Raw genomic sequence first — 24,509 nt, 5'->3', positions numbered from 1 at the left:
CCCGCATGCGATGATGACCGCGTGACCGCGTCTGCCCCTGCCCCCCGTCGTCCGATCGCGATGGCGGTCTTCCTGCTCGTCACCGGGATCGTCGGCCTGTTCGGCTCGTTCCGGCTCGTCCTCGACGAGTTCACGAAGTACCAGAACCCCAAGGCCGTCCTGAGCTGTGACGTGAACCCGTTCATCAACTGCTCCGACGTGATGGCCAGCTGGCAGGGGCACCTGTTCGGGTTCCCGAACCCGCTGCTCGGCGTCATGGGGTTCGTCGCCCCGATCGCCGTCGCGGTGCTGCTGCTCGCCGGTTTCCGGAACGGTTCGCGCTGGTTCTGGATCGTCTTCAACGCCGGGGTCTTCCTGGCATGGGTGTTCGTGACCTGGCTGTTCACGCAGACCGTCTTCGTCATCGGCGCCCTGTGCCCGTGGTGCATGCTCGTCTGGTCGATGACGATCCCGATGTTCTGGGTGTTCACGATCTGGAACACGGCGCAGGGTCGCTTCGGCGCCGGGGCGCAGCGCGTCGGGCGGTCGCTCCTGCCCTTCAGCTGGGCGTTCGCGCTGGCGAACTACCTGGTCATCATCGTCACGATCATCATCAAGTTCCCCGCGGTGCTCACCAGCTTCTGAGCCGTCCCCGCTGCCCCTACGCTCGGGATCGATGAGCGAGAACGAGAGCAGCAGGGCGCGCCGGGACGCCGCACGTGACCGCGCGCGAGCGACACGGGCGGCGGAGCAGTCGCGCCGACGCCGCCGCCGCGCACTCGGCATCAGCGGGATCGTCATCGGTGGCCTCGCGGTGGTCGCGGTCGTCGTCCTGGTGATCGCGAACTCCGTGCAGCCCGCCGGGCCGGGTCCGCGGAACGCGGCGAGCGACGGCGTCCTGCTCACCGGGGTGCACGGCAGGATCGTGCCCGTCGAGACGCGGGCGGTGCCCGACGGTGGGACTCCGACGCCGACCGAGCAGGACGGCTCCAGGACCGCGATCACGATCTACGCGGACTACATGTGCCCGTACTGCAACCAGTTCGAGACGGCCCAGATGCCCCGGATCCGACAGTGGGTCGAGGACGGCACCGCGACCCTCGAGCTGCATCCACTCGGGCTGCTCGACCGCGTGTCGCTCGGGTCGCGCTACTCCACCCGGTCGGCTGCGGCTGCGGCCTGCGTAGCGGACCACGACCCGGACGCGTTCCTGGCGTTCAACAGCTCGCTCTACGAACACCAGCCCTCGGAGAGCACGCGCGGACTGACGAACGACGAGCTGGCCTCCCTCGCGCGCCAGGCCGGGGCGACGGACCCGGCCGTGGCACCGTGCATCGCCCGGCAGGACTTCGCCGGGTGGGTCGCCGACGCCACGAACCGGGCGATGAACGACCCGGTGCCGAACTCGTCGCTCGACGGGATCACGAGCACGCCGACGATCATCGTCGACGGCGAGCAGTACAACGCGGACGGCGCGGCGTCCCTCGCCGACGTCGACGCGTTCGCGGCCTTCGTCCGGAAGCACGGCGGAGCGTCCTAGCCTTCCCCGCTCACGACGAACGGCCCCCGCTCCCGGATGGGAGCGAGGGCCGTCGGTCGTTCGGGGAGTGCTACTTCGCCGCGGCGTCGATCGCGGTGATGACGGTGCTCAGGTCGTCCAGGCGCTTGCCGTCGACGACGATCGTCGGCGTGCCGAAGCCCTGCGTGCCCGCGAGCGCCTCGTTCGTGGTGACGGCCTGCGTGGACTTCGTCACCCAGCCCTTGAACTGCTCGGACGACAGGCACTCGGACAGGTCCGAACCGGTCGCGCCGCCCGCCTTGACGAGCTTCGCGATCTCGGAGTTGGTCAGGCCCTTGGTGCCCTCGGCCGGCTGGTTCTCGAAGAACTGCGTCTGCACGTCGAGGAACTTGTCCGGCGCGTAGTTCGCCACGCACATGGCGGCGTTCGCGGCACGGCTGGCGTAGCGGGAGCCCGCGTAGCTGCGGTCGAGGATCGACACCGGCTGGATCGCCAGGGTCGCGTCGCCCGACTTCACCTTGTCGAGGATCTGGTCGGAGTAGGCCGCCTCGAACTGCTTGCAGACCGGGCAGGCCCAGTCGACGTACTCGGTGACCGTCACGGCGCCGTCGCTGTTCGCCGTCGGGACCGGCGAGGCCGAACCCGTCGCGGAGACGGCCGGCGTGGTCACCGGCGTGACCTTGCCGTCCTGGCCGGTGAACTGGATCGCGCCGGTGGCCATGTTCTTCGGCCCCGCTGCGGACACCACGGGGGCGTTGTTCACGTTCACCACGACGATCGCGATGATCGCGGCGATCGCCACGATACCCAGGCCGATGCCGCCCTGCAGGAACCACTTGTTGCGGCGCTTGCGGCGCTTCTCGGCGTCGGCGCGCTGGCGTGCGACCTCTCGGGCGTGCTGACGCCGCTCGTTCTTGGTGGGTCGGTCGTTGTTCGTCACGTCGTGCCCGCCGCTCAGGCGAACCAGAGCGCGAGCTCGCGCGCGGCCGACTCGGGGCTGTCCGAACCGTGGACCAGGTTCTGCTGCACCTTGAGGCCCCAGTCGCGGCCCAGGTCACCACGGATGGTGCCGGGCGCGGCCGAGGTCGGGTCGGTGGTGCCGGCGAGCGAGCGGAAGCCCGCGATCGCACCGTTCCCGGCGACGCGCACGGCGACGACGGGACCGGACTGCATGAACTCGACGAGCGGCTCGAAGAACGGCTTGCCCTGGTGCTCCTCGTAGTGCGCGTCGAGCAGGTCGCGCGGTGCGGTGAGCATCTTCAGGTCGACGAGCTCGTAGCCCTTCGCCTCGATCCGGCGGAGGATCTCACCGGTCAGCTGGCGGGCGACGCCGTCGGGCTTGACGAGGACGAGGGTCTCTTCGAAGTCGGACACGCAGTACTCCCTGTGTTCGGGGTCGAATGTGGTGGTCAGTCCTCGCCCATGGCCGCTCGGCGCGCGGCGTTCTGACGGTCCAGTTGACCGCCCTTGACGAAGCAGAAGACCCACAGCGCCAGGAACACCACGGCGACCGCGAACATGAACGGTTCGATGAACCCGGTGGCGAGGATGGCCGCCTGCAGCAGCCACCCGAACCATACACCGGCCCGGTTGCCCGTCAGACGTGAGGCAGCTGCGAGGACGATGATCGCGCCGATGCCGCCACCGAAGGCCGCGGCGGGCGGCAGCGTGCCCTTGCCGAAGACGACGAGCATGGGGAAGAAGAACATGATCGCCTCGAGCACCAGCGTGATCGAGAGCAGGCTCTCCTGCGCCCCGCGCTCGCGGCGCGGCTTCCGGGTGCGCGGTGCGCGGCCCGGCCGGGAGGCCCGTGGTGCGTCCGTCACTTCGCCTCGCCTTCGCGGTGCACGAGGTCCATGACCGCGCCCACCATCACGATGGAGCCAGCGACGAGCACGAGGGCGTCCTCGGCATCCGCCTCGTCGGCCAGGCTGCGCGCTTCCTGCAGTGCGGAGGCCAGGGACGGCTCGACGACGACGCGGTCCTCGCCGACCTCGTCGACGACGACACGGGCGAACTCGTCCGCGTCGAGCGCCCGCTCCCCCGGCGGCTGCGTCACGACGAACGTCGCGACGGTGTCCTTGAGCGCGCGGACGAACCCGCGGGCGTCCTTGTCGCCGAGGATCCCGACGACGCCGACGACGTGTTCGGAGGGGAACGCCACCGGCAGCGCCTCGGCCAGGGCCTTCGCACCGTGCGGGTTGTGCGCGGCGTCGACGACGACGGTCGGGTCGGTCGCGATGGGCTGCAGGCGACCGGGGCTGGTCGTGCCGGCGATGCCCTCCGACAGGACGTCCTCGTCGAGGGCCTGGGCCCCGCGGCCGAGGAACGACTCGACCGCCGCGATAGCCACGGCGGCGTTCTCGGCCTGGTGCCGGCCGAACAGCGGCAGGAACAGGTCGTCGTAGCGGCCGGCGATGCCCTGCACGGTGATGAGCTGTCCGCCCACGGCCGGGGTGACGTCGACGACGCTGAAGCCCGTACCCTCGACGGCCAGGGTGGACTCGGTGAGCTCGGCGGCGCGCTCGAGTTCGGCGAGGGCCTCGGGGACCTGCCGGCTCGACACCACGGCGGACGACGGCTTGACGATGCCCGACTTGGTGCGGGCGATCTCGGCCACGGTGGCACCGAGCTGCTTCGCGTGGTCGATGGCGATCGGCGTGAACACCGACACCTGGCTCTGCACGACGTTGGTGGAGTCCCACTCGCCGCCCATCCCGACCTCGATCACGGCGACGTCCACCGGTGCCTCGGCGAAGCACGCCAGGGCGAGCACGGTGAGCGCCTCGAAGAAGGTCAGCGGGAGTTCGCCCTTGTCGGCGAGCTCGCGGTCGGTGATCTCGAGCACCGGGGCGATGTCGTCCCAGTTCTCGACGAACCGGTCCGCCGCGATCGGCTGGCCGTCGACCACGATGCGTTCCCGGATCGACACCAGGTGCGGGCTCGTCATCAGGCCGGTGCGCAGACCGTGTGCCCGGACGATGCTCTCGATGGTGCGCGCGGTCGACGTCTTGCCGTTCGTGCCCGTCACGTGGATCACCGGGTACGCCAGGTGCGGGTCGCCGAGCAGCTCGACGGCGCGGCGGGTGGCGGTCAGCCGGCGCTCGGGGGCCTGTTCACCGATGCGGGCGTACAGGGCGGCCTCGACGCGGCGGACCTCGTCGTCGTCGCCGCCGTAGGGCACGGCGTCGGCTGGAGCGTCTCCGGAGGGGCCGACCGGGATCCGGATGCCGTCCTCGTCGCGACCGTCGAACTCGTCGTGTCCGACGAACTCCTCGTTCGCCTCGTGGCCGTCGTACTGGTCGTCGTCACTCATGCGCGTGCTACCTCCACGGATACCTTCGCACCGTCACCGACGTCGGTGGTGGTGTCGTCCGCCCCGAGGGGCTTGATCTCGACGCTCGTCGCCAGGGTCTCCCCCGCGATGAGCTCCTGATGCGTGCGGACCGCGCCGTCGGCCGTGTCGTCCACCCGGAGGGTCAGGGCGATGCGGTCGCTGACGTCGAGGTCGGCGTCGCGGCGGGCCTGCTGGACGGCGCGGACGACGTCGCGGGCGAGCCCCTCGGCCTCGAGCTCGGGCGTGGTCACGGTGTCGAGCACGACGAAGCCGCCCTCGTCGAGGAACGCCACGGCCACCGAGGCGTCGGCCACCGTGAGGTCGAGCGAGTACTCGCCCTCGATGAGGTCGACGCCGCCGACGGTCACACCGGAGTCGGTCGCGGTCCAGTCGCCCTTCTTCGCGGCCGGGATCACCTGCTGCACCTGCTTGCCGATGCGGGGGCCGGCGACGCGGGCGTTCACGGTGAGCTTCCGCTCGATGCCGTACTGCGCCAGCGACTCCTCGGCCTGGGCCTCGAGCACCACGCGCTTGACGTTGAGCTCGTCGCGCAGGATGTCGGCGAACGGTTCGACCGCGGCCGGGTCCGGCACCACCAGGGTCAGGGTGGCGAGGGGCAGGCGGACGCGCTTGCCGGTGGCCTTGCGGAGCGCCAGGCCCTTCGAGGCGACGTCGCGCACACGGTCCATCGCGTCGACGAGGGCGTCGTCGGCGGGGAACTCGTCGGGGTCCGGGAAGTCCGTCAGGTGGACGCTGCGCCCGCCGGTCAGGCCCTTCCAGATCTCCTCGGTGACGAGCGGCGCGAGCGGGGCGGCGACCCGGGTCAGGGTCTCGAGCACGGTGTACAGCGTGTCGAAGGCCGCACGGGTCTCGGCTCCGGCGTCCGCGTCGGCCCCGGTCCAGAACTTGTCGCGCGAGCGGCGGACGTACCAGTTCGTCAGCACGTCGGCGAAGTCGCGGACGGCCTGGGCCGCGAGCGGGGTGTCGAGGGCGTCGAGGTGCGTCCGGACGTCGGTGACGAGGACCCGGGTCTTCGCGAGCAGGTACCGGTCGAGCACGTCGGTCGAGTCGGTCCGGCGCTGGGCCCGGTAGCCGTCGGGACCCGAGGCGTTCGCGTACAGGGTGAAGAAGTAGTACGTCGACCACAGCGGCAGCATGAACTCGCGGACGCCCTGGCGGATGCCTTCTTCGGTGACGACGAGGTTGCCGCCGCGGATCACCGACGAGGACATCAGGAACCAGCGCATGGCGTCGGCGCCGTCGCGGTCGAAGACCTCGGAGACGTCCGGGTAGTTCCGGAGCGACTTCGACATCTTCTGGCCGTCCGAGCCGAGGACGATGCCGTGGCTGATGACGTTCTGGAACGCCGGCCGGTCGAACAGCGCGGTGGAGAGCACGTGCATGACGTAGAACCAGCCGCGCGTCTGCCCGATGTACTCGACGATGAAGTCGGCCGGGCTGTGCGACTCGAACCACGCAGCGTTCTCGAACGGGTAGTGCACCTGGGCGTACGGCATCGACCCGGAGTCGAACCACACGTCGAACACGTCGGTGATCCGGCGCATCGTCGAGTTGCCGGTGGGGTCGTCGGGGTTCGGCCGCGTCAGGTCGTCGATGAACGGCCGGTGCAGGTCCACTTCACCCTCGGCGTTCACCGGCAGGCGACCGAAGTCGCGCTCGATGTCGGCGAGCGAGCCGTACACGTCGGTGCGCGGGTACTCGGGGTCGTCGGACTGCCACACCGGGATCGGCGTGCCGAAGTAGCGGTTGCGCGAGACCGACCAGTCGATGGCGTTGCCCACCCACTTGCCGAACTGGCCGTCCTTGACGTTGTCCGGCACCCAGTTGATGTCCTGGTTGAGCTGGCCCATGCGGTCGCGGAGCTCGGTGACGCGGACGAACCACGACGAGACGGCCTTGTAGATGAGGGGCTTCCGGCACCGCCAGCAGTGCGGGTAGCTGTGCTCGTAGGACGCCTGGCGGAGCAGTCGCCCGGCGTCGCGGACGGCCTTCGTCAGCGGCTTGTTCGCGTCCGACCAGAGCATGCCGGCGACCTCGCCGAACTGCGACGTGAAGACGCCGCCCTCGTCGAGGGACAGCACCACGGGGATGCCGGCGGCGGCGCAGACCTCTTGGTCGTCGGCACCGTACGCCGGGGCCTGGTGCACGATGCCGGTGCCCTCACCGGTCTCGACGTACTCGGCGACCAGGATGCGCCACGCGTTCTCGTAGCCCTCGGCGTCGGCCAGGAAGTCGAACAGACGCTCGTACTCGACGCCGTCGAGCTCGGCGCCCGTCAGGGTGCGCGCGACGGCGGCGAGCGCCTCGTCACCCGAGGCGTAGCCGAGCTCCTTCGCGTGCGCGGCCACGGTGTCGGACGCGAGGAGGTACGAGGCGGAACCTGCTTCGCCACCGTCAGCCGCGCCTCCAGGCCCTGCCGGGACGACCGCGTACGCGATGTCCGGACCGACGGCCAGGGCGGCGTTCGTCGGGAGGGTCCAGGGGGTCGTCGTCCAGGCGAGTGCCCGCACGCCGGTGAGCTCGAGCGCGTCCGCGCGCGAGCCGTGCAGCGGGAACGAGACGGTGACGGACTGGTCCTGGCGCATCTTGTAGACGTCGTCGTCCATGCGCAGCTCGTGGTTGGACAGCGGCGTCTGGTCGTTCCAGCAGTACGGCAGGACCCGGAAGCCCTCGTACGCCAGACCCTTGTCCCAGAGCTGCTTCCACGCCCAGAGCACGCTCTCCATGAAGGTGACGTCGAGGGTCTTGTAGTCGTCCTCGAAGTCGACCCAGCGCGCCTGGCGGGTGACGTACTCCTGCCACTCGTCGGTGTACTGCAGCACGGACTTCTTGGCGGCGGCGTTGAAGACGTCGATGCCCATGGCGTCGATCTCGTGCTTCTCGGTGATGCCGAGCTGCCGCATCGCCTCGAGCTCGGCGGGCAGGCCGTGGGTGTCCCAGCCGAAGCGGCGGTGCACCTGCTTGCCGCGCATGGTCTGGTAGCGCGGGAAGACGTCCTTCGCGTACCCGGTCAGCAGGTGCCCGTAGTGCGGCAGGCCGTTGGCGAACGGCGGGCCGTCGTAGAAGGTCCACTCCGGGCAGCCCTGTCGCGCGTCGATGGACGCCTGGAACGTGTCGTCGCGCTTCCAGAAGGCGAGGATGCCCCGCTCGACGGCGGGGAAGCTCGGCGAGGGGACGACGCCATCGGCATCGGCGTTCAACGGGTACGGCACCGGGACTCCTTGTGGGTTCGCTCGATCTCCACGAGGACGGAAAACAGGTTCCGCGGTACCACCTCGTTTGCCGCCCAACGTGCGCTGTGCGACCACTCTGTGTCGGGGGTGGTGACGGTCCCGAACCCGCCCGGTTCTACTGACGGAGGCGCTGGTGCGCTCCGCGTTCTTCCGGAAGCTCCCCGGTGATGGCCGGATCGACGCTCTTGGAACACGACTTTACCGGACGGGAGCATGCTTGAGTGATGCCCGCAGAAGAACGCCCCGAGTCACTCGTCACCGTCCTGATCGCGTTCGGGGCGAACCTGCTCGTCGCGATCGCGAAGACGATCGCCTCGCTCGTCTCGGGTTCGGCCTCGATGGTGGCCGAGGCGGCGCACTCCTGGGCGGACACCGGCAACGAGGTGTTCCTGCTCGTCGCGGAACGACGGGGCGGCAAGAAGCGGGACACCGCGCACCCGCTCGGGTACGGACGCGAGACGTACATCTGGTCGATGTTCGCCGCGTTCGGCCTGTTCACGGCCGGTGCGATCGTGTCGATCTACCACGGCATCTCGGAGTTCGGGGACACCGGGCCGGCCGAGGACGTCGTGCTCAACTACGTCGTGCTCGGGGTCGCGTTCCTGCTCGAGGGCACGAGCTTCCTGCAGGCGTACCGGCAGGCGCACGGTGCCGCGACCAAGCGCAAGGTCCCGGTGCTGCGGCACGTGCTGCAGTCGTCGAACCCGACGCTCCGTGCGGTGTTCGCCGAGGACGCGGCGGCGCTGATCGGCCTGGTCGTGGCGTTCCTCGGGGTGTTCCTGCACCAGGTCACCGGGCTGGCGGTGTTCGACGCGCTCGGCTCCATCGCGATCGGTGTGCTGCTCGGGATCGTCGCGATCGTCCTGATCGACCGCAACCGCCGGTTCCTGCTCGGTCAGAGCACGTCCCCCGAACTCGAGAACGCGGTGCTCGTCGAGCTGCTGGGCCGGTCGCAGGTCGAGCGGGTCACCTACCTGCACCTGGAGTTCGTGGGGCCGTCGCGGGTGTACCTCGTCGCGGCCGTCGACCTGACGGGCAACGAGACCGAGGAGCACGTGGCGGTGCGGTTGCGCGACGTGGAGAAGTCGCTCGAGGACAGCCCGTACATCGAGGAGGCCGTCCTCACCCTGAGCTACCCGGGCGACGAGTCGCTGGTGCCGACCGACGGCGACGTGCCCGAGGTGGTCCGGGACGGCACGGCTTCGGACGTCGCGTCCGGTGGGGCGGGGACTCTGCGCACGGAGTGAGCGTCAGCGGGCGTGCGGGCGTGCGGGCGGGTGTCGGGCTGGTGTCGCAGGACGCCGGCGTGTCCGTCCGACGCCGCCACGTGCTCGAGACGCCGCCGAATCCGGCGGCGTCTCGCCGGCGAGGCGGCGTCCCGCGAAGACGCCGGCGTGTTCTGTGAGCGACCGACCGGCGGACGGGAGGCGCGGTGCCAGATCGCCACGAGCCTCCAGACCGACGGTCGGTCACGACCACCGCCCCGGGCGCGACCGCAGGACGACGGCGTCAGCGGGCGTCGAGGCCCGCGACCACCGGGGTGAGCGCCGCCGCGACGTACTCGACGAGCGCACGGCGGCCGACCCCGTCGGTGACCCACACCCCGAACGCCGCGGCGGCGGCACCGAGCATCGCGCCGGACACCGTCTGCGGCCAGAGCGAGCGCGGCTGCTCCCCCGTGCGGCCCGCGACGAAGGCGGCGACGGCCTCGTGCTGCGCCGTCACCCGGACCGCGACGCCCGCCACCAGTTCGGGCCCGATGCCCATCACCTCGGCCTGCGCGACGGCCCACGGCACCCGCTCGGGGTCGTGGGCACGGGCTGCGGCGAGGAGCGCCTGCTCGACGGCCCGGACGACGCTCGGCTCGGTCGACGCGGCGAGGTACCCGGGCAGCCCGGCGACGGCGGCGTCGAGTTCGAGCCACATCACGTCGGCCTTCGCCGGGAAGTAGTTGAAGAACGTCGCGCGGCTGACCCCGGCGCGGGCGGCGATCTGGTCGACCGTGGTGCGTCCGTACCCCTGCTCGAGGAAGAGCTCGGCGGCGGCGTCCGCGAGCACCTCGGCGCTCGAGCGTCGGGGGCGGCCACCGCGGCGGATCGGTTCGTCCATGGGCCCCAGTAAACCGCTAGACTCGGTCAGCCATGATCTTGGACTCAGTACAGAAAACCCTCACCGTAGTCGCGGGCGCCTCGGCGGTCCTGCTCGTCCTGGCTGCCTGCGGCGGACCGGGCACGAGCACCGGGAGCAGCACCCCGGTCGACGGCGGCACGCTCACCTACGCCTCCGGCGACGCCGAACCGACCTGCCTCGACCCGCACGTCGGCGGCAACTACCCGCAGGCGCTCCTGGCGACGCAGTACATCGAGGAGCTCGTCGGGCTCGAGGACGGCAAGCCCACGCCGGAACTCGCGACGAAGTGGACCACGAGCGACGACGGGAAGACCCTGGCGTTCACCCTGCGCGACGACGTCTCCTTCACCGACGGCACCCCGTTCGACGCCGCCGCGGTCGTGGCGAACATCGAGCACGTGCAGGACCCGGCCACCGCCTCGAGCACCGGCTACCTGGCGCTGCAGTCCATCACGAAGGCGACCGCCACGGACGAGCACACCGTCACGCTGACGCTGAGCCGCCCGGACAGCGCGCTGCTCGAGTCCTTCTCGCAGCCCTGGGTGGGCATGGAGTCCCCGAAGGCACTCGAGCGCGAGCAGGCGACGAACTGCGAGTCCCCCGTCGGCACCGGCCCGTTCCGGGTCACCGGCTGGAAGCACGGCGACCGCGTCACCCTGACGAAGAACACCGACTACTGGGGCGCGACGAAACCGCGCCTGTCCGGCATCACGTGGCGGTTCCTGCCGGACTCGACCTCGCGCTACGCCGCGCTGCAGTCCGGCCAGGTCGACGTGATCGACAACGCCCAGCCCGACCAGCTCAAGGCCGCGTCGGCGAAGGGCGCGATCCGCGACCTCGACGCCCCGCGCCCTGGTGCCTCGAACCGGCTCGAGCTGAACTCCGGTCACGGGGTGTTCCGCGACGAGGCGGTGCGCCAGGCCTTCATCGCGGGCGCCGAGATCGACCCCGGCCTGCAGTCGCTGTTCCTCGGCACCGCGAAGCGCTCGTACTCGGTGCTCTCGAGCGCCGAGCCGCTCGCGTACTCGGAGAAGAGCCGGTTCGACTACTCCCCCACCAAGGCGAAGCAGCTCCTCGACGACGCCGGGTGGAAGGTCGGGTCGGACGGCATCCGCGAGAAGGACGGCCAGCAGCTCACCGTGACGTTCCCCGTCTCGACGAACCAGTCGGTGCCGGCCGAGCGCAGCCTGTTCCAGCAGATCCAGGCGTCCGAGAAGGCCGTCGGGTTCAAGGTCGTCCTCGACGAACTCGACCTGTCCAGCTGGTACGCCGCCCTCGCCGCGAACGAGTACGACGTCGTCAGCGCCCCGTACACAAAGGTCGGCCCCGACGTCCTGCGCATCCTGTACGACAGCGCGAGCATCGAACCGGCACCGTCCGGCTACTTCGCGAACCTCGCCCAGCTCGACGACCCCGCGCTCGACCGGCTGCTCGAGCGGGCCGCCCGCACCTCGGACGCCGACGAGCGCGCCGACCTGTACGAGCAGGCCCAGAAAGCGATCCTGGCGAGCGAAACGGTGCTCCCCCTGTACGACCAGCAGAACCACTTCCTGGTGCGCTCGGCCGTGCACGGCATCCGGACCACCCCGGTCTCGACGCCCTGGTTCGGCACCGCCTGGATCGACCGCTGACCCGGATGCGATGGGTCTGGTGGGCCGTCCGGCGGCTCGCCGGGGGCATCGGCGTGCTCTGGGCCGTCGCGACGATCGTCTTCGTCGCGATCCGGCTCATCCCCGGTGACCCGGCGCTCGCGATCCTCGGTGGACCGGGCTCGCAGGCCTCGGCCGAGGCCGTCGCCCAGGTCCGCCACGAGTACGGCCTCGACCAGCCGGTCCTGGTGCAGTACGCGGTGTTCCTCGGACGTCTGGCGACCGGCCAGCTCGGGGACTCGTACGCCTTCCGCACCCCGGTCGCGACGCTCCTCGCCCAGCAGCTGCCCGTCACGCTGACGCTCGCGGTCGCCGGCCTCGTCGTCGCCTGGGTGCTCGCGATCGTCGCCGCGTGGGCCTCGACGCAGCGCGGCCGGATCGCCGCCGGGCTCACCAGCGCCCTGAGCGTCACCGCGAGCGTGATGCCGCACTTCTGGCTCGGCAGCGTGCTCATCGTGGTGTTCGCCACCTCCCTGGGATGGGTGCCGGCGGTCAGTGACGGCACCGCGCGCGGTTGGGTGCTCCCGGTGCTGACCGTGGCCGTGCCGGTCGCCGGGTACCTGGCCGAGACCGTGCGCGACGGCGTGGTCGACGCGCAGCGTTCGGCCTTCGCACTCGCCGCCCGGGGCCGGGGCGAGACCCGCCTCGGACTGTTCGGACGCCACCTGCTCCGGCACGCCGCCCTGCCCGGGATCGCGCTGTCCGCGTGGGCCTTCGGGTCGCTCGTCTCCGGAGCCGTGGTCGTCGAGTCCGTGTTCGCCCTGCCCGGCATCGGCCGTGCCCTGGTCACCGCCGTCACCCAGCGGGACATGCCGCTCGTCGCCGGCATCGCGATGGTGTCGGCCGCCGCGTACGTCGTCGTGCTGGCCGTGGCCGACCTGGTCGAGCGTGCCGTCGACCCGCGCAGCACCGCACGGAACGCGGCCCTGCGCCCCGGTGGCGCGCGACGCCGTGGACCCGGCCGTCCGGCGGGCGCGCGGTGAGCGGGATCGCCGACCCGGGCCTCCAGACCGGAGTGCCCGGCCACCAGACCGCCGCCGGCACCGAGCGCGTCCGTGGGGGGACGCTCGGCGCCGGCGGCATCGCGGCGGGGGTGGTCGTCCTGGTCGCCGTCGTGGCAGCGGCGTGGCCCGCCCTGCTCGGCGGCGGGGATCCGCTCGCGGTGCACCCCGCAGACGCCCTGGCTGCGCCCAGCGGCGCGCACCCGTTCGGCACCGACGAGTCCGGACGCGACGTCCTGGCACGGGTGGTCGCGGGGACCCGGGCATCGCTCGTCGTCGGCGTCGCCGCGACCCTGATCGGCGGCGGCGTGGGCGTCCTGCTCGGCGTCGTCGCCGGACTCGGTGCCGGGGCCGGACGACCCGGACGCCTGCTCGACGCCGTCATCGGCCGCGTCACCGAGGTCGCGTTCGCCCTGCCGCTGCTGCTCGTCGCCCTGGTCGTCATCGCCGTGACCGGTCCGGGTCCGGTGCCGGCGGTGCTCGCGGTCGGGTTCGCGACCGCTCCCGGCTACGCCCGGATCGTGCGCGGCCTGGTCCGGGCCGCCCGGAGTTCGCAGGTGGTCGAGACGGCGGTGCTGCTCGGCCGCTCCCCCGCCCGCACCGTGGTCCGGCACGTGCTGCCGACGGCGCTCTGGCCCGTCGTCGCCGTCGCCACGCTCGGGGTCGGGCAGGCGGTCGTGTGGGCCTCGGCGCTGAGCTACCTCGGGGTGGGCACGCCCCCGCCCGCGCCGGAGTGGGGCGCGATGCTCGCCGACGGTCGCACCTACCTGCAGACCGCGCCGTGGATGAGCACCTTCCCCGGACTCGCGATCGTGGTGCTCGCGACCGCCGTCACCGTGCTCGGCCGCGCGATCCGACGGACCGGGGCCGCGCGGTGAGCGCCGTCCTCGACGTCCGCGGGCTCACCGTCGCCATCGGCGGCACCCCGATCGTGCACGGTGTCGACCTGCGCGTCGACGCCGGCGAGTGCGTCGCGCTGGTCGGGGCGTCCGGTTCCGGCAAGACCGTCACCGCCCGAGCCGTGCTCGGCCTGTCCGCGCCCGGCGCCGCCGTGCACGCCGACGTGTTCGCGGTCGACGGCGTCGACGTCGGCGGGTACACGGAGCGGCGGTGGCGCCGGCTGCGGGGATCGCGGGTCGGCTACGTCGGCCAGGAGGCCCTGGGCGCGTTGGACCCGCTGCGCCCCGTCGGGCGCGAGGTCGCCGACAGCCTCCGCCTGCACACCGAGATGCGTGCGGCCGAGCGCGTGGACGCCGTGCGCGACGCCCTGGCCGCGGTGGGCCTCGACCCGGACATCGCGACCGACCGCCGGCTCGCCGGAACGCTGTCGGGCGGGATGCGACAGCGGGCCCTCATCGCCGCGGCGACCGTCGGGTCCCCCGCGCTGCTGGTCGCCGACGAACCGACAACGGCGCTCGACGCCGGGGTCGCCGTCACCGTGATGGAACAGCTGCGGGCGGCGCAGACCCGGGGTGCCGGGCTGCTCGTCATCACGCACGACCTGGGGCTCGTCGCGGGGTGGGCCGACCGGGTCGCCGTCGTGCACGAGGGCCGGATCGTCGAGCACGGCGCGGTCGCCGAGGTCTTCGCGGCCCCGACGCACCCCGCGACCCGGGCGCTGGTGCGCGCGGCCGGTGCTGCCGCGTCGCCCGCTGCTGCGTCGCGCGCTGCTGCGTCGCGCGCTGCCGCGGCGCCCGCTGCCGTTCGGTGCGAGGTTCCGGATGCCGTGCGAGGCGTCGAGGCTCGCACGGGAGCCGGATCCTCGCACGGTTCGGAACCGACCTCGCACGGTGCGAGGGGGGTGCTCGCGGCCCAGGGGCTCTCGCGGGAGTACGACGGGATGCTCGCAGTGGACAACGTGTCGTTCGGGCTCGTGCGCGGCCGGGTGCTCGGGGTGATCGGCGCCTCGGGCTCGGGCAAGACGACGCTCGCGCGGATGCTCCTCGGGCTCGAGACGCCCGACGCCGGCACGGTCACGCTCGACGACGGCCCCTGGGTCCCGCTGCCCGAGCGCGAGCGACGCCCCCGACGGCACCGGGTCGCGGCCGTCGTACAGGACCCGGGCGCGACGTTCGACGAACGGTGGAGCGTGGAGCGGGTCCTCGCCGACGCGTTCTCGCGCGGTGACGAACGGCGGGCACGCGGTGCGCTCGGCGAACGGGTCGACGCGGCACTGCGGCAGGTCGACCTCGACCCCGTGCTGCGGTCCCGCTCCCCCCGCACCCTGTCCGGCGGGCAACGACAGCGGCTCGCGATCGCCCGTGCGCTGGCGACCGACCCCGAGGTGATCGTGCTCGACGAACCGGTGACCGCCCTCGACGCGACCATGCAGGACGCCGTGCTTCGGCTGCTCGAACGGCTCCGCGACGAGACCGGGGTGGCGATGGTGTTCGTGTCGCACGACCTGCGGGCGGTCCGGCGGATGGCCGACGACGTGCTCGTGGTGCACCGCGGCGCGGTCGTCGAGCACGGCCCCGCCGCCGAGGTCTTCGCGCGCCCGGCGCACCCCGTGACCGCGCGGCTGCTGCACGCCGCGGAGCGGCTGGCAGCGGGCCCCGCCGCAGGGACCGCAGCCGGCCTCACGGGCTGAGCGACAGTCCACGCGCGCTCGCACCCGTGGACTGTCGCTGTGCGCGTGACGTCACCGACGGCCCTGGAACGGCCAGGAGGCCCGGGGCGCGTTCCGAGACGGAACGTGCACCGGGCCTCCTGGCCGGGTTGCCGCGGGGCGGCCCCGTGGTCAGGAACCGGAGGGTTCCTTCTGCGCTGCGTCGGCCGAGATGATCGGGATCTCGCTCGTCGAGAAGTCCTTCGCCCAGTCGGACTGCGCGAGCTCCGACGTCGGGTCGTTGTAGTCCTCGATGACGCCGGCGATCTCGTCCTCGGAGCCGACCGTCGGGCCGGAGCCCATGAGCGGGCTCGCGGCGGTCTCCTTGGTGAAGTACACCGCGACCAGGCCGATCACGGCGGCGAGCATCAGGTAGAACGCGGGGATGTCCTCGGCCCAGCCGTACCCGGCGTCCTTCGCGGCGTTGATGAGCGCGGCGGTCGCGAGCGGGGTGGTCCCGCCGAAGAGCGACACCGACACGTTGAACGCGATCGCCAGGGCGCCGTAGCGGATGATCGTCGGGAACAGCGCGGGCAGCGTCGACGGCATGGTCGAGGTGAACGTGACCAGCACGACGCCGAGGATCAGCAGGCCGGCGAAGACGCCGACGCCGGTGCCGGTCTGGACCAGCTTGAGGGCCGGCCAGGACAGCAGGATGAAGCCGATGCAGCCGGCGGCGAGCACCGGACGGCGCCCGAACCTGTCGGACAACCGACCGCCGAAGGTGATGACGACCATCATGAGCAGCATCACGATGACGATGAGGATCAGGCCGAACGTGGCGTTCTGGCCGAGGTTCTGCTCGAGGTAGGTCGGCATGTAGGACAGCAGCATGTAGTCCGTCACGTTGAAGACCAGGACCAGGCCGATGCAGATGATGAGCGAGCGCCAGTTCTCGGCGAAGAGCTTGAGGAACGGGGTCTTCTGGCCCTCGCGCTCGGCGGCCTGCTCCTGCTGCTTCTGGAACGCCGGGGTCTCCTCGAGCTTGAGGCGCAGGTAGAGGCCGATCAGGCCGAGGGGGCCCGCGATGATGAACGGGATGCGCCAGCCCCAGCTGAGCAGGGCGTCCTCGGACAGGCCGAACTGCAGGCCGGTGACGATCGAGGCACCGAGCACGTAGCCGGCGAGGGTGCCGAACTCGAGCCACGAGCCCATGAAGCCACGGCGCTTGTCGGGCGAGTACTCGGCGATGAAGGTCGCGGCGCCGCCGTACTCACCACCGGTCGAGAAGCCCTGCACGAAGCGGGCGACGAGCAGCAGGACCGGGGCCCAGAAGCCGATCGTGTCGTACGACGGGATCAGGCCGATCATGAGCGTGCCGGCGGCCATCAGGATCATCGTCAGCGCGAGGACCTTCTGGCGGCCGATCTTGTCGCCGATCGGGCCGAACACGGCGCCACCGATCGGGCGCACGATGAACGCGGCGGCGAAGAAGCCGAACGTGGCGACGATGTTCGCGGCCGGGTCGCCCTGCGGCAGGAACACCTGCGAGATGGTGACCGTCAGGTACGCGAAGATGCCGAAGTCGAACCACTCCATCGCGTTGCCGAGCGCGGCAGCCGCGACGGCACGCTTGAGCAGCGACTCCTCGACGACGGTGACGTCGTCCTTCGTCAGATCGCGACGAGCGCGCTTCGCGGCGCCCTTCGTGCGCAACGGCCGATCGCCGTGCGGGTGGGGTGCGTTGTTCGGTGCCAAGTCGTTCCTCCGGGGTGCGGTGCTTCCTTCGGGCGTCCGGCGGACGGCGACGTTGCAGCTCCTGCGAACCCTGCGCTCGCCGGACAAACCCAGGAAGACTAGCAGGCTCCGGGCGTGTCCGACAGTTCGGTGTGCTAGACGCTGCTCGGTGATGGCCGCGTCCGACCGGTCGTCCGGCTGCATGCGCGTGCGCGGCCGCTACGATTGGGGCACCGCGCGTCAGGCGCGGAACACTCAGGCACCTCATCACGGACTCGGTGCCGCACACACGTACGGAAGGCACACCCATGACCAAGCCCATGCCCGAGAAGCCGAGCGTCGACGGACTGGAGCAGGTCTGGGGGCCCGTCTGGGAACAGGACGGCACCTACCGCTTCGACCGCGACGCCGCCGGTCACCGCGACGCCGTCTGGTCGATCGACACCCCGCCGCCCACCGCCTCCGGCTCGCTCCACATCGGGCACGTGTTCTCGTACACGCACACCGACCTCAAGGCCCGGTTCGAGCGCATGCGCGGCAAGCACGTGTTCTACCCGATGGGCTGGGACGACAACGGTCTGCCCACCGAGCGCCGTGTGCAGAACTACTACGGCGTCCGCTGCGACCCGACCCTGCCGTACGACCCCGAGTTCACGCCGCCGTTCGAGGGCGGGGACGGCAAGTCCTCGAAGGCCGCCGACCAGCTGCCGGTGTCGCGCCGCAACTTCATCGAGCTGTGCGAGCGCCTGACCGTGCAGGACGAGCAGCAGTTCGAGGAGCTCTTCCGCACGCTCGGCCTGTCGGTCGACTGGACCCAGTCGTACCGCACCATCGACGACACCTCGCGGGCCAGTGCCCAGCGCGCGTTCCTGCGCAACCTCGAGCGCGGCGAGGCCTACCAGGCCGACGCCCCGACCCTGTGGGACGTCACGTTCCGCACCGCGGTCGCGCAGGCCGAGCTCGAGGACAAGGAGATGCCCGGCGCGTACCACGGCATCGCCTTCCACCGCACCGACGGCGGCGACGACGTCGTCATCCAGACCACCCGCCCCGAGCTCCTGCCCGCATGCGTCGCCCTGGTGGCCCACCCGGACGACGAGCGGTTCCAGGACCTCTTCGGCACCACGGTCCGCTCCCCCCTGTTCGACGTCGAGGTCCCGGTGCTCGCACACCACCTGGCGCAGAAGGACAAGGGCGCCGGCATCGCGATGGTCTGCACCTTCGGTGACACCACCGACGTCGTGTGGTGGCGCGAGCTGCAGCTGCCGAACCGCGCGATCATCGGCTTCGACGGCCGTGTGCGTTCCGACGAGCCCGCCTGGATCGAGTCGGCGACGGGCCGGGAGCTCTACGCCGAGATGGCCGGCAAGACCGTGTTCTCGGCGAAGAAGGTCGTCGTCGACGCCCTGACCGAGTCCGGCGAGCTGATCGGTGACGTCAAGACCATCCAGCACCCGGTGAAGTTCTTCGAGAAGGGCGACAAGCCCCTCGAGATCGTGTCGACCCGCCAGTGGTACATCGTCAACGGTGCGCGCGACGAGCAGCTGAAGAGCACGCTCCGCCAGCGCGGCGAGGAGATCGCGTTCCACCCGGACTTCATGCGCGTCCGCTACGACAACTGGGTCGGTGGCCTGTCCGGCGACTGGCTCATCTCGCGCCAGCGCTTCTTCGGCGTGCCGCTGCCCGTCTGGTACCCGCTCGACGCCGACGGCAACCCGGTGTTCGACCAGCCGATCGTGCCGACCGAGGCACAGCTGCCCGTCGACCCGGCCTCCGAGCCCGCCCCCGGCTTCACCGAGGACCAGCGCGGCGTGCCCGGCGGGTTCCAGGGCGAACTCGACGTCATGGACACCTGGGCCACCTCGTCGCTGACCCCGCAGCTCGCGGGCAAGTGGGAGACCGACCCGGCGCTCTACGACCTGGTGTACCCGTACGACGTCCGCCCGCAGGCGCAGGACATCATCCGCACCTGGCTGTTCACGACCGTGCTCCGCAGCCAGCTCGAAGCCGACGTGGTGCCGTGGAAGCACGCCTCCATCTCCGGCTTCATCGTCGACCCCGACCGCAAGAAGATGTCGAAGTCGAAGGGCAACGTCGTCACGCCGCTGTCGATCCTCGAGCAGCACGGCGCCGACGCGGTCCGCTACTGGGCGGCCTCGTCCAAGCTCGGTACCGACGCGGCGTTCGACCCGCAGAACCCGAAGCAGATCAAGGTCGGCCGTCGTCTGGCGATCAAGGTGCTCAACGCGGCGAAGTTCGTCTACGGCTTCCCGCTGCCCGAGGGCGCCACGAGCGTCACCGAGGCCCTCGACGTCGACATGCTCGCCGAGCTCGGTGCCGTCGTCGAGCAGGCCACCGCGGCGTTCGACGGGTTCGACCACGCCCGTGCCCTCGAGATCACCGAGCGCTTCTTCTGGACGTTCTGCGACGACTACCTCGAGCTCGTGAAGGAGCGTGCGTACGGCACCGCGTCCGACGCGACGCACGAGACGCAGGCGAGCGCGGTCCTGGCGCTGCGCGGCGCGATCGACGTGCTGCTCCGACTGCTGGCACCGTTCCTCCCGTACGCGACGGAAGAGGTGTGGGCCTGGACCCACGACACCAGCGTGCACCGGGCCTCCTGGCCGACCGCGGCCGACCTGCCGACCGACGCGGCCCCCACCGGGCTGCTCGCGGCCGTCGGGCATGCGCTCATCGGGATCCGCGGGGCGAAGACGGCGGCGAAGGCCTCGCAGAAGACGCCCGTGACGCGTGCCGTCGTCGCGGCGCCCGCCGAGACGCGGGTGCTCATCGAGCGCGCGGCGGTCGACCTGGCGGCCGTCGGCCGCATCGAGAACCTGTCGTTCGTCGACGGCGACGAGCTCGCAGTCACCGAGATCGAGCTCGCGGAGCAGCAGGCGTAACGTCGGCTCTCCGGGCCGGGTCGCGTCGGCGACCCGGCCCGTCAACCACCGAATCGGAGGCACGGATGCAGTTGGGCACACGCTGGAACGTGGGTGGGGAGCCGCCTGCGCGACTGCCCGAGACCATGGTCGTCGCCGTGCGCGGGGTCGAGGACGAGCTCGCAGCGGAGTCCGTCGACACGGCGACGTGGGGCTGGACCCTCACCTTCCTGGAGGGCAAGCCGATCGTCGAGCTCGACGACGGCACCTCGATCCACCTCGACGCGCTCGGGCACGCCCAGGTGACGAACCCCGACGACGCGGGCGAAGAGGACTAGCGCGCGGCCTGGTTCGCGGCGCGCGCTGCGCGGTTCGCTTGGAGTGCAGAAATGGTCGGGTCCCCGGTGGGGACCCGACCATTCCTACTCACGATGCGGGCGCCCCCGCCGGGGAGCTCCCGCGTGATCGCCGAGGGATCAGGACTCGGCGAGCCAGGTGCCGAGGACCTCGTTCACCTCGGCGGTGTGCGTGGTGAGCAGGCCGTGCGGGGCGCCCTCGATCTCGACGTACTTCGCCGCGGGCAGTGCCTGGGTGAAGCGTCGGCCGGTGGCGTCGATGGGCAGGATGTTGTCCGACGTGCCGTGCACGATCAGGGCGGGGACGGTGACCTTCGGGATGTCCTGGCGGAAGTCGGTCGGCCAGGTCAGGGGTGCGGCCGCGGACGCGATGGAGCCGGAGCCGGCCGCGATGTTCCAGGCGTTGCGGACCTGCTCCTCGGAGATGCGGGTGCCGAGGTTCTCCGACAGGTTGAAGAAGTCCTGGTAGAAGTTCGTGAAGTACGCGTAGCGGTCCTTCGCCACGTCGGCGGCGATGCCCTCGAAGAACGACATCGGGCCGGCACCGTCGGGGTTGTCGTCGGTGATGGCGAGGAACGGCTCGAGCGAGGCGAGGAACGCGACCTTCGCGATCCGGTCCTCACCGTGGCGGCCGATGTAGCGGGCGATCTCGCCGGTGCCCATCGAGAAGCCGACGAGGATCACGTCGCGCAGGTCGAGGGTCTCGAGGACCGTGTGCAGGTCGTCGGCGAAGGTGTCGTAGTCGTAGCCGGTGGACGGCTGCGAGGACTGGCCGAAGCCGCGGCGGTCGTACGTGATGACGCGGTAGCCGGCCTCGAGGAGCATCGGGACCTGCCCCTCCCACGAGTTGCCGTCGAGGGGGAAGCCGTGGATCAGCACGATCGGCTGCCCCTGGCCCTTGTCCTCGTAGTGGAGTTCGATGTCGACGCTGTTCTCGGTTCCGACGGTGATGGCACCCATGATCGTTCCTTCCCTGAGTATCGCGGAGAACGATCGTTCTCCGCCGATGTGGACTACAGTAGAGAACGCCCGTTCCCGGCGCAAGTCGAGAACGGTGAACACTCAGGGAACGGGGTACACACATGGCCACCAGCACCGTCGAGCCGGACGTCCGAGCACACATCGTCGAGGTCGCGGACCAGCTGTTCTACACGCGCGGGATCCAGTCCGTGGGGATGGACCAGATCCGCACGGGCGCAGGGGTGTCCCTCAAGAAGCTGTACGCGGCGTTCCCCGGCAAGGAGCAGCTCATCGCCGCGGTGCTCGCCGGCCGCCACGACATGTGGGAGCAGGGTGTGCACGGCGCGGTCGAGGCTGCGACCGGCCCGCGCGACAAGCTCCTGGCGGTCTACGACTTCCTCGAGTCGTGGTTCGGCGACGACACGTTCCGCGGCTGCGGGTTCATCAACGCGTTCGGCGAGCTCGGCGCGACCTCGCCCGCGGTCGCCGAGATCGCGCGGGAGCACAAGGACTCGTTCCAGCAGTTCGTGCAGCGGCTCACCGCCGAGGTCGTCGCCGACCCCGAGCACGCCGAGGAACTCGCCGCGCAGCTCGCACTGCTCGCCGAGGGCGCGCAGACCACCGCGGCCATCGCCGGCACCACGGCGCCGGCCGCGCACGCGCGCCGTGCCGCGGTGACCCTGATCGACGCCGCGATGCGCTGACACGCGACGCGGGGCGGTCGGGAGGCCCGTGGCGGCGCCGCCACGGGCCTCCCGTCCGTCCGCTGGTCGCGCCGGGCGCGGGTGCGCTCGCCGGGCCGTTCCGGGCGTACCTGGTCGTTCCGGGCGTACCGGGTCGGTTCTTTCGACCAGGTACGCCCGATTCCGCTTCCCAGTCCGGGTGTCATGGGAAGGAACAGACTCCAGCACCCGTGCATAGGGTGGGCAGATGGCAACCCCGTTCGACGTCCCGAGCACCCTCCCCTACGCCCTGCCGCCCTTCGGCGACGTGCGACTCGAGCACTACCGACCGGCGTTCGAGGCCGGCATGGCCGAGCAGCGCGCCGAGGTCGAGGCCATCGCCACCGACCCGCACGCCCCGACGGTCGAGAACACCCTGGTCGCACTCGAGCGATCCGGGCAGCTGCTGGCCCGCGTCAGCCACGTGTTCTTCACGCTGTCGTCGGCCGACTCAACTCCGGAGTTGCACGACCTCGAGGCCGAAGTCTCCCCGCTCCTCGCCGCCCACCGCGACGCGATCACGCTCGACTCCCGCCTGTACGCCCGCGTACAGGAGGTGCGGGGCGGTGCCGAAGCCGCCGGGCTGACCGGTGAGGCGCTGCGCCTGGTCGAGCGGACCCACGCCGAGATGACCTTGGCGGGCGCGGGCCTCGACGACGCGGGCAAGGAGCGTCTGACCGCGATCAACCAGGAGCTCTCGACCCTCACGACGACCTTCGAGCGGAACCTGCTCGAGGACACCAACGACTCCGCCGTGCACGTGACGGACGAGGACGAGCTCGAGGGACTCGACGACGGGGCGAAGTCCGCCGCGGCCGCCGCGGCCGCCGACCGAGGTCTGGACGGCTGGCTCATCACGCTGCCGCTCTACACCGGACACCCGTGGCTGTCGTCACTGGCGAACCGTGACCTGCGCGAGCGGATCATGCGCGCCTCGCTCGCCCGCGGTCGTCGCGGCAACGAGTACGACAACCGCGACGTGCTGCTCCGCATCGTCCGGCTCCGCGCCGAGCGCGCCGAGCTGCTCGGGTTCCCGAACCACGCCGCCGTGGTCACCGCCGACGAGACGGCGAAGACCCCCGAGGCCGTCGACGGGCTGCTGTCCTCGCTCGTCGGCGCCGCGGCACGGAACGCTGACGACGAGCGCGCGGTCAGGTCGCGCACGGTCGGGTTCGACATCGAGTCGTGGGACTGGGCGTACGCCACCGAGATCCTGCGAGGCGAGCAGTTCGCCGCGGACAGCACCGCGCTCCGCCCGTACTTCGAGGCCGACCGGGTCCTGCACGACGGGGTCTTCCACGCCGCCGGCGCCCTGTACGGTCTGACCTTCTCCGAGCGCCCCGACCTGCACGGCTACAACGACGAGGTCCGGGTCTTCGAGGTCACCGGCGACGACGGTGAGCCGGTGGGGCTGTACCTGCTCGACCTCTACACGCGTGACGGCAAGCGTGGCGGTGCGTGGATGAACCCGGTCGTCGAGCAGTCCGAGCTGCTCGGCACCCTGCCCGTCGTGGTCAACAACCTCAACGTCGCGAAGCCGTCCGCCGGCTCCCCCACCCTGCTCATCCAGGACGAGGTCGAGACGCTCTTCCACGAGTTCGGCCACGCCCTGCACGGTCTCATCGCCCGCACCACCTACCCGCGGTTCTCCGGCACGAACGTCGAGCGGGACTTCGTCGAGTTCCCGAGCCAGGTGAACGAGATGTGGCTGTCGTGGCCGTCCGTGCTGGCGAACTACGCGAAGCACCACGAGACCGGAGCACCCCTGCCGCCCGAGCTCGTCCTGGGGCTCAGCGAGTCCGAGGGGTTCAACGAGGGCTTCGGCACCACCGAGTACCTCGCCGCCGCACTGCTCGACCAGGCGTGGCACCGGCTCTCGGCAGCCGACGCCGCAGCGGTGACGTCCGTCGAGGACTTCGAGCGTTCGGCGTTGGAGTCCGCCGGCATCGCCGTCGAGGCCGTGCCGCCGCGCTACTCGTCGACGTACTTCGCGCACACGTTCTCGGGCGGGTACGACGCCGGGTACTACGGGTACATCTGGTCCGAGGTGCTCGACGCCGACACCGTGGAGTGGTTCCGCGACAACGGCGGGCTGGACCGTGCAGCTGGTCGACGCTTCGCGGAACGCCTGCTCGGGGTCGGCGGGGCGAAGGACCCGCTCGAGGCGTACCGGGACTTCCGCGGCCGCGACGCCGAGGTCGGCCCGTTGCTGCGGCGCCGCGGGCTGGAGTAGGCGCGGCGGCGCCACCGCGGCCGCAGGCGCCGGCCGGGGGCCGCGGCGGCGCGGGCACCGTACGCACAACCAAAGTCACCCCGAACCGCGCAACCGCGTTGTTCGGGGTGACTTTGGTTGTGCGCAGCGCTCCCGCGCCGGACGGCACGGCACGGCACGGCACGGCACGGCACGGCACCGCACGAACGACGAAGGCCCGCAC

At 71.3% G+C, this 24,509-nt stretch carries 19 protein-coding genes; 11 read left to right on the top strand and 8 right to left on the bottom strand.

The window, feature by feature from the left end:
• Positions 1-21: 21 nt before the first annotated feature.
• Together DEJ00_RS15020 and DEJ00_RS15015 are read left to right on the top strand one after the other, a co-directional pair.
• Positions 22-624 carry a vitamin K epoxide reductase family protein gene (locus DEJ00_RS15020; RefSeq protein WP_071245032.1) on the top strand — a complete coding sequence of 201 codons (603 nt, stop codon included), beginning with the start codon at positions 22-24 and terminating at the stop codon, positions 622-624.
• Positions 625-655: 31 nt separating this feature from the next.
• The gene (locus tag DEJ00_RS15015) at positions 656-1,519 is read left to right on the top strand and encodes a thioredoxin domain-containing protein (RefSeq protein WP_111057899.1); all 864 of its coding nucleotides are present in this window, start codon (positions 656-658) and stop codon (positions 1,517-1,519) included.
• A gap of 70 nt (positions 1,520-1,589) precedes the next feature.
• On the opposite strand, the gene DEJ00_RS15010 is transcribed toward DEJ00_RS15015, so the two are convergent.
• The 5 genes from DEJ00_RS15010 to ileS are packed head-to-tail and all read right to left on the bottom strand — an operon-like array spanning position 1,590 to position 8,068.
• Positions 1,590-2,438, bottom strand: coding sequence for a thioredoxin domain-containing protein (locus DEJ00_RS15010; protein ID WP_111057898.1), 849 nt, complete (start codon positions 2,436-2,438; stop codon positions 1,590-1,592).
• A gap of 14 nt (positions 2,439-2,452) precedes the next feature.
• Positions 2,453-2,872, bottom strand: coding sequence for a nucleoside-diphosphate kinase (gene ndk / locus DEJ00_RS15005; protein WP_017885984.1), 420 nt, complete (start codon positions 2,870-2,872; stop codon positions 2,453-2,455).
• A 35-nt stretch (positions 2,873-2,907) separates the two neighbouring features.
• The gene (locus DEJ00_RS15000) at positions 2,908-3,324 is read right to left on the bottom strand and encodes a DUF4233 domain-containing protein (protein ID WP_051596525.1); all 417 of its coding nucleotides are present in this window, start codon (positions 3,322-3,324) and stop codon (positions 2,908-2,910) included.
• The gene (locus tag DEJ00_RS14995; RefSeq protein ID WP_181440201.1) at positions 3,321-4,814 is read right to left on the bottom strand and encodes a folylpolyglutamate synthase/dihydrofolate synthase family protein; all 1,494 of its coding nucleotides are present in this window, start codon (positions 4,812-4,814) and stop codon (positions 3,321-3,323) included. Before DEJ00_RS14995 ends, DEJ00_RS15000 begins: the two co-directional genes overlap by 4 nt.
• Positions 4,811-8,068 (bottom strand): isoleucine--tRNA ligase, encoded by a 3,258-nt coding sequence (ileS, locus tag DEJ00_RS14990; RefSeq protein WP_111057897.1) that lies wholly within the window; start codon positions 8,066-8,068, stop codon positions 4,811-4,813. Before ileS ends, DEJ00_RS14995 begins: the two co-directional genes overlap by 4 nt.
• Positions 8,069-8,313: 245 nt before the next feature.
• On the opposite strand from ileS, the gene DEJ00_RS14985 reads away from it, so the two are divergent.
• Complete coding sequence (locus DEJ00_RS14985) at positions 8,314-9,336, top strand: cation diffusion facilitator family transporter (RefSeq protein ID WP_071245036.1); 1,023 nt, start codon at positions 8,314-8,316, stop codon at positions 9,334-9,336.
• A 262-nt stretch (positions 9,337-9,598) separates the two neighbouring features.
• Here the strand turns inward: DEJ00_RS14985 and DEJ00_RS14980 are convergent, their stop codons facing one another.
• Positions 9,599-10,198 (bottom strand): TetR family transcriptional regulator, encoded by a 600-nt coding sequence (locus tag DEJ00_RS14980; RefSeq protein WP_027464707.1) that lies wholly within the window; start codon positions 10,196-10,198, stop codon positions 9,599-9,601.
• Positions 10,199-10,230: 32 nt separating this feature from the next.
• On the opposite strand from DEJ00_RS14980, the gene DEJ00_RS14975 reads away from it, so the two are divergent.
• Genes DEJ00_RS14975 through DEJ00_RS14960 form a run of 4 tightly spaced genes read left to right on the top strand, consistent with a single transcriptional unit; the run spans position 10,231 to position 15,459 of the window.
• Positions 10,231-11,850, top strand: coding sequence for an ABC transporter substrate-binding protein (locus DEJ00_RS14975; RefSeq protein ID WP_111057896.1), 1,620 nt, complete (start codon positions 10,231-10,233; stop codon positions 11,848-11,850).
• Positions 11,851-11,855: 5 nt separating this feature from the next.
• Positions 11,856-12,851, top strand: a complete 996-nt coding sequence (locus DEJ00_RS14970) for an ABC transporter permease (RefSeq protein WP_071245038.1) — start codon at positions 11,856-11,858, stop codon at positions 12,849-12,851.
• Complete coding sequence (locus tag DEJ00_RS14965) at positions 12,848-13,747, top strand: ABC transporter permease (protein WP_111057895.1); 900 nt, start codon at positions 12,848-12,850, stop codon at positions 13,745-13,747. The genes DEJ00_RS14970 and DEJ00_RS14965 overlap by 4 nt, the downstream gene beginning before the upstream one ends.
• Positions 13,744-15,459: an ABC transporter ATP-binding protein gene (locus DEJ00_RS14960; RefSeq protein WP_111057894.1), complete on the top strand. Its 1,716-nt coding sequence runs from the start codon at positions 13,744-13,746 to the stop codon at positions 15,457-15,459. Before DEJ00_RS14965 ends, DEJ00_RS14960 begins: the two co-directional genes overlap by 4 nt.
• Positions 15,460-15,609: 150 nt before the next feature.
• On the opposite strand, the gene proP is transcribed toward DEJ00_RS14960, so the two are convergent.
• Positions 15,610-17,175: a glycine betaine/L-proline transporter ProP gene (proP, locus tag DEJ00_RS14955; RefSeq protein WP_250897950.1), complete on the bottom strand. Its 1,566-nt coding sequence runs from the start codon at positions 17,173-17,175 to the stop codon at positions 15,610-15,612.
• A gap of 287 nt (positions 17,176-17,462) precedes the next feature.
• Between proP and valS the strand changes: the two genes are divergently transcribed.
• Positions 17,463-20,057, top strand: coding sequence for a valine--tRNA ligase (gene valS / locus DEJ00_RS14950; protein ID WP_258373702.1), 2,595 nt, complete (start codon positions 17,463-17,465; stop codon positions 20,055-20,057).
• A gap of 65 nt (positions 20,058-20,122) precedes the next feature.
• Entirely contained in the window at positions 20,123-20,374 is a 252-nt protein-coding gene (locus DEJ00_RS14945; protein WP_027464702.1) for a hypothetical protein, read from the top strand.
• A 138-nt stretch (positions 20,375-20,512) separates the two neighbouring features.
• On the opposite strand, the gene DEJ00_RS14940 is transcribed toward DEJ00_RS14945, so the two are convergent.
• Positions 20,513-21,352 (bottom strand): alpha/beta fold hydrolase, encoded by an 840-nt coding sequence (locus DEJ00_RS14940; protein WP_027464701.1) that lies wholly within the window; start codon positions 21,350-21,352, stop codon positions 20,513-20,515.
• A 122-nt stretch (positions 21,353-21,474) separates the two neighbouring features.
• Between DEJ00_RS14940 and DEJ00_RS14935 the strand changes: the two genes are divergently transcribed.
• Together DEJ00_RS14935 and DEJ00_RS14930 are read left to right on the top strand one after the other, a co-directional pair.
• A complete protein-coding gene (locus DEJ00_RS14935) occupies positions 21,475-22,056 on the top strand; it encodes a TetR/AcrR family transcriptional regulator (RefSeq protein ID WP_111057893.1) in 582 nt (193 codons plus the stop codon).
• 226 nt (positions 22,057-22,282) lie between these two features.
• Positions 22,283-24,307 carry a M3 family metallopeptidase gene (locus DEJ00_RS14930; protein WP_111057892.1) on the top strand — a complete coding sequence of 675 codons (2,025 nt, stop codon included), beginning with the start codon at positions 22,283-22,285 and terminating at the stop codon, positions 24,305-24,307.
• Positions 24,308-24,509 lie beyond the last annotated feature (202 nt).

Origin of the sequence: Curtobacterium sp. MCLR17_039, assembly GCF_003234745.1 — a bacterium.
Taxonomy (GTDB): Bacteria; Actinomycetota; Actinomycetes; order Actinomycetales; family Microbacteriaceae; genus Curtobacterium; species Curtobacterium flaccumfaciens.
Note: the sequence above shows the minus strand (reverse complement) of the source record. Positions and strands in the feature narration are given on the sequence as shown.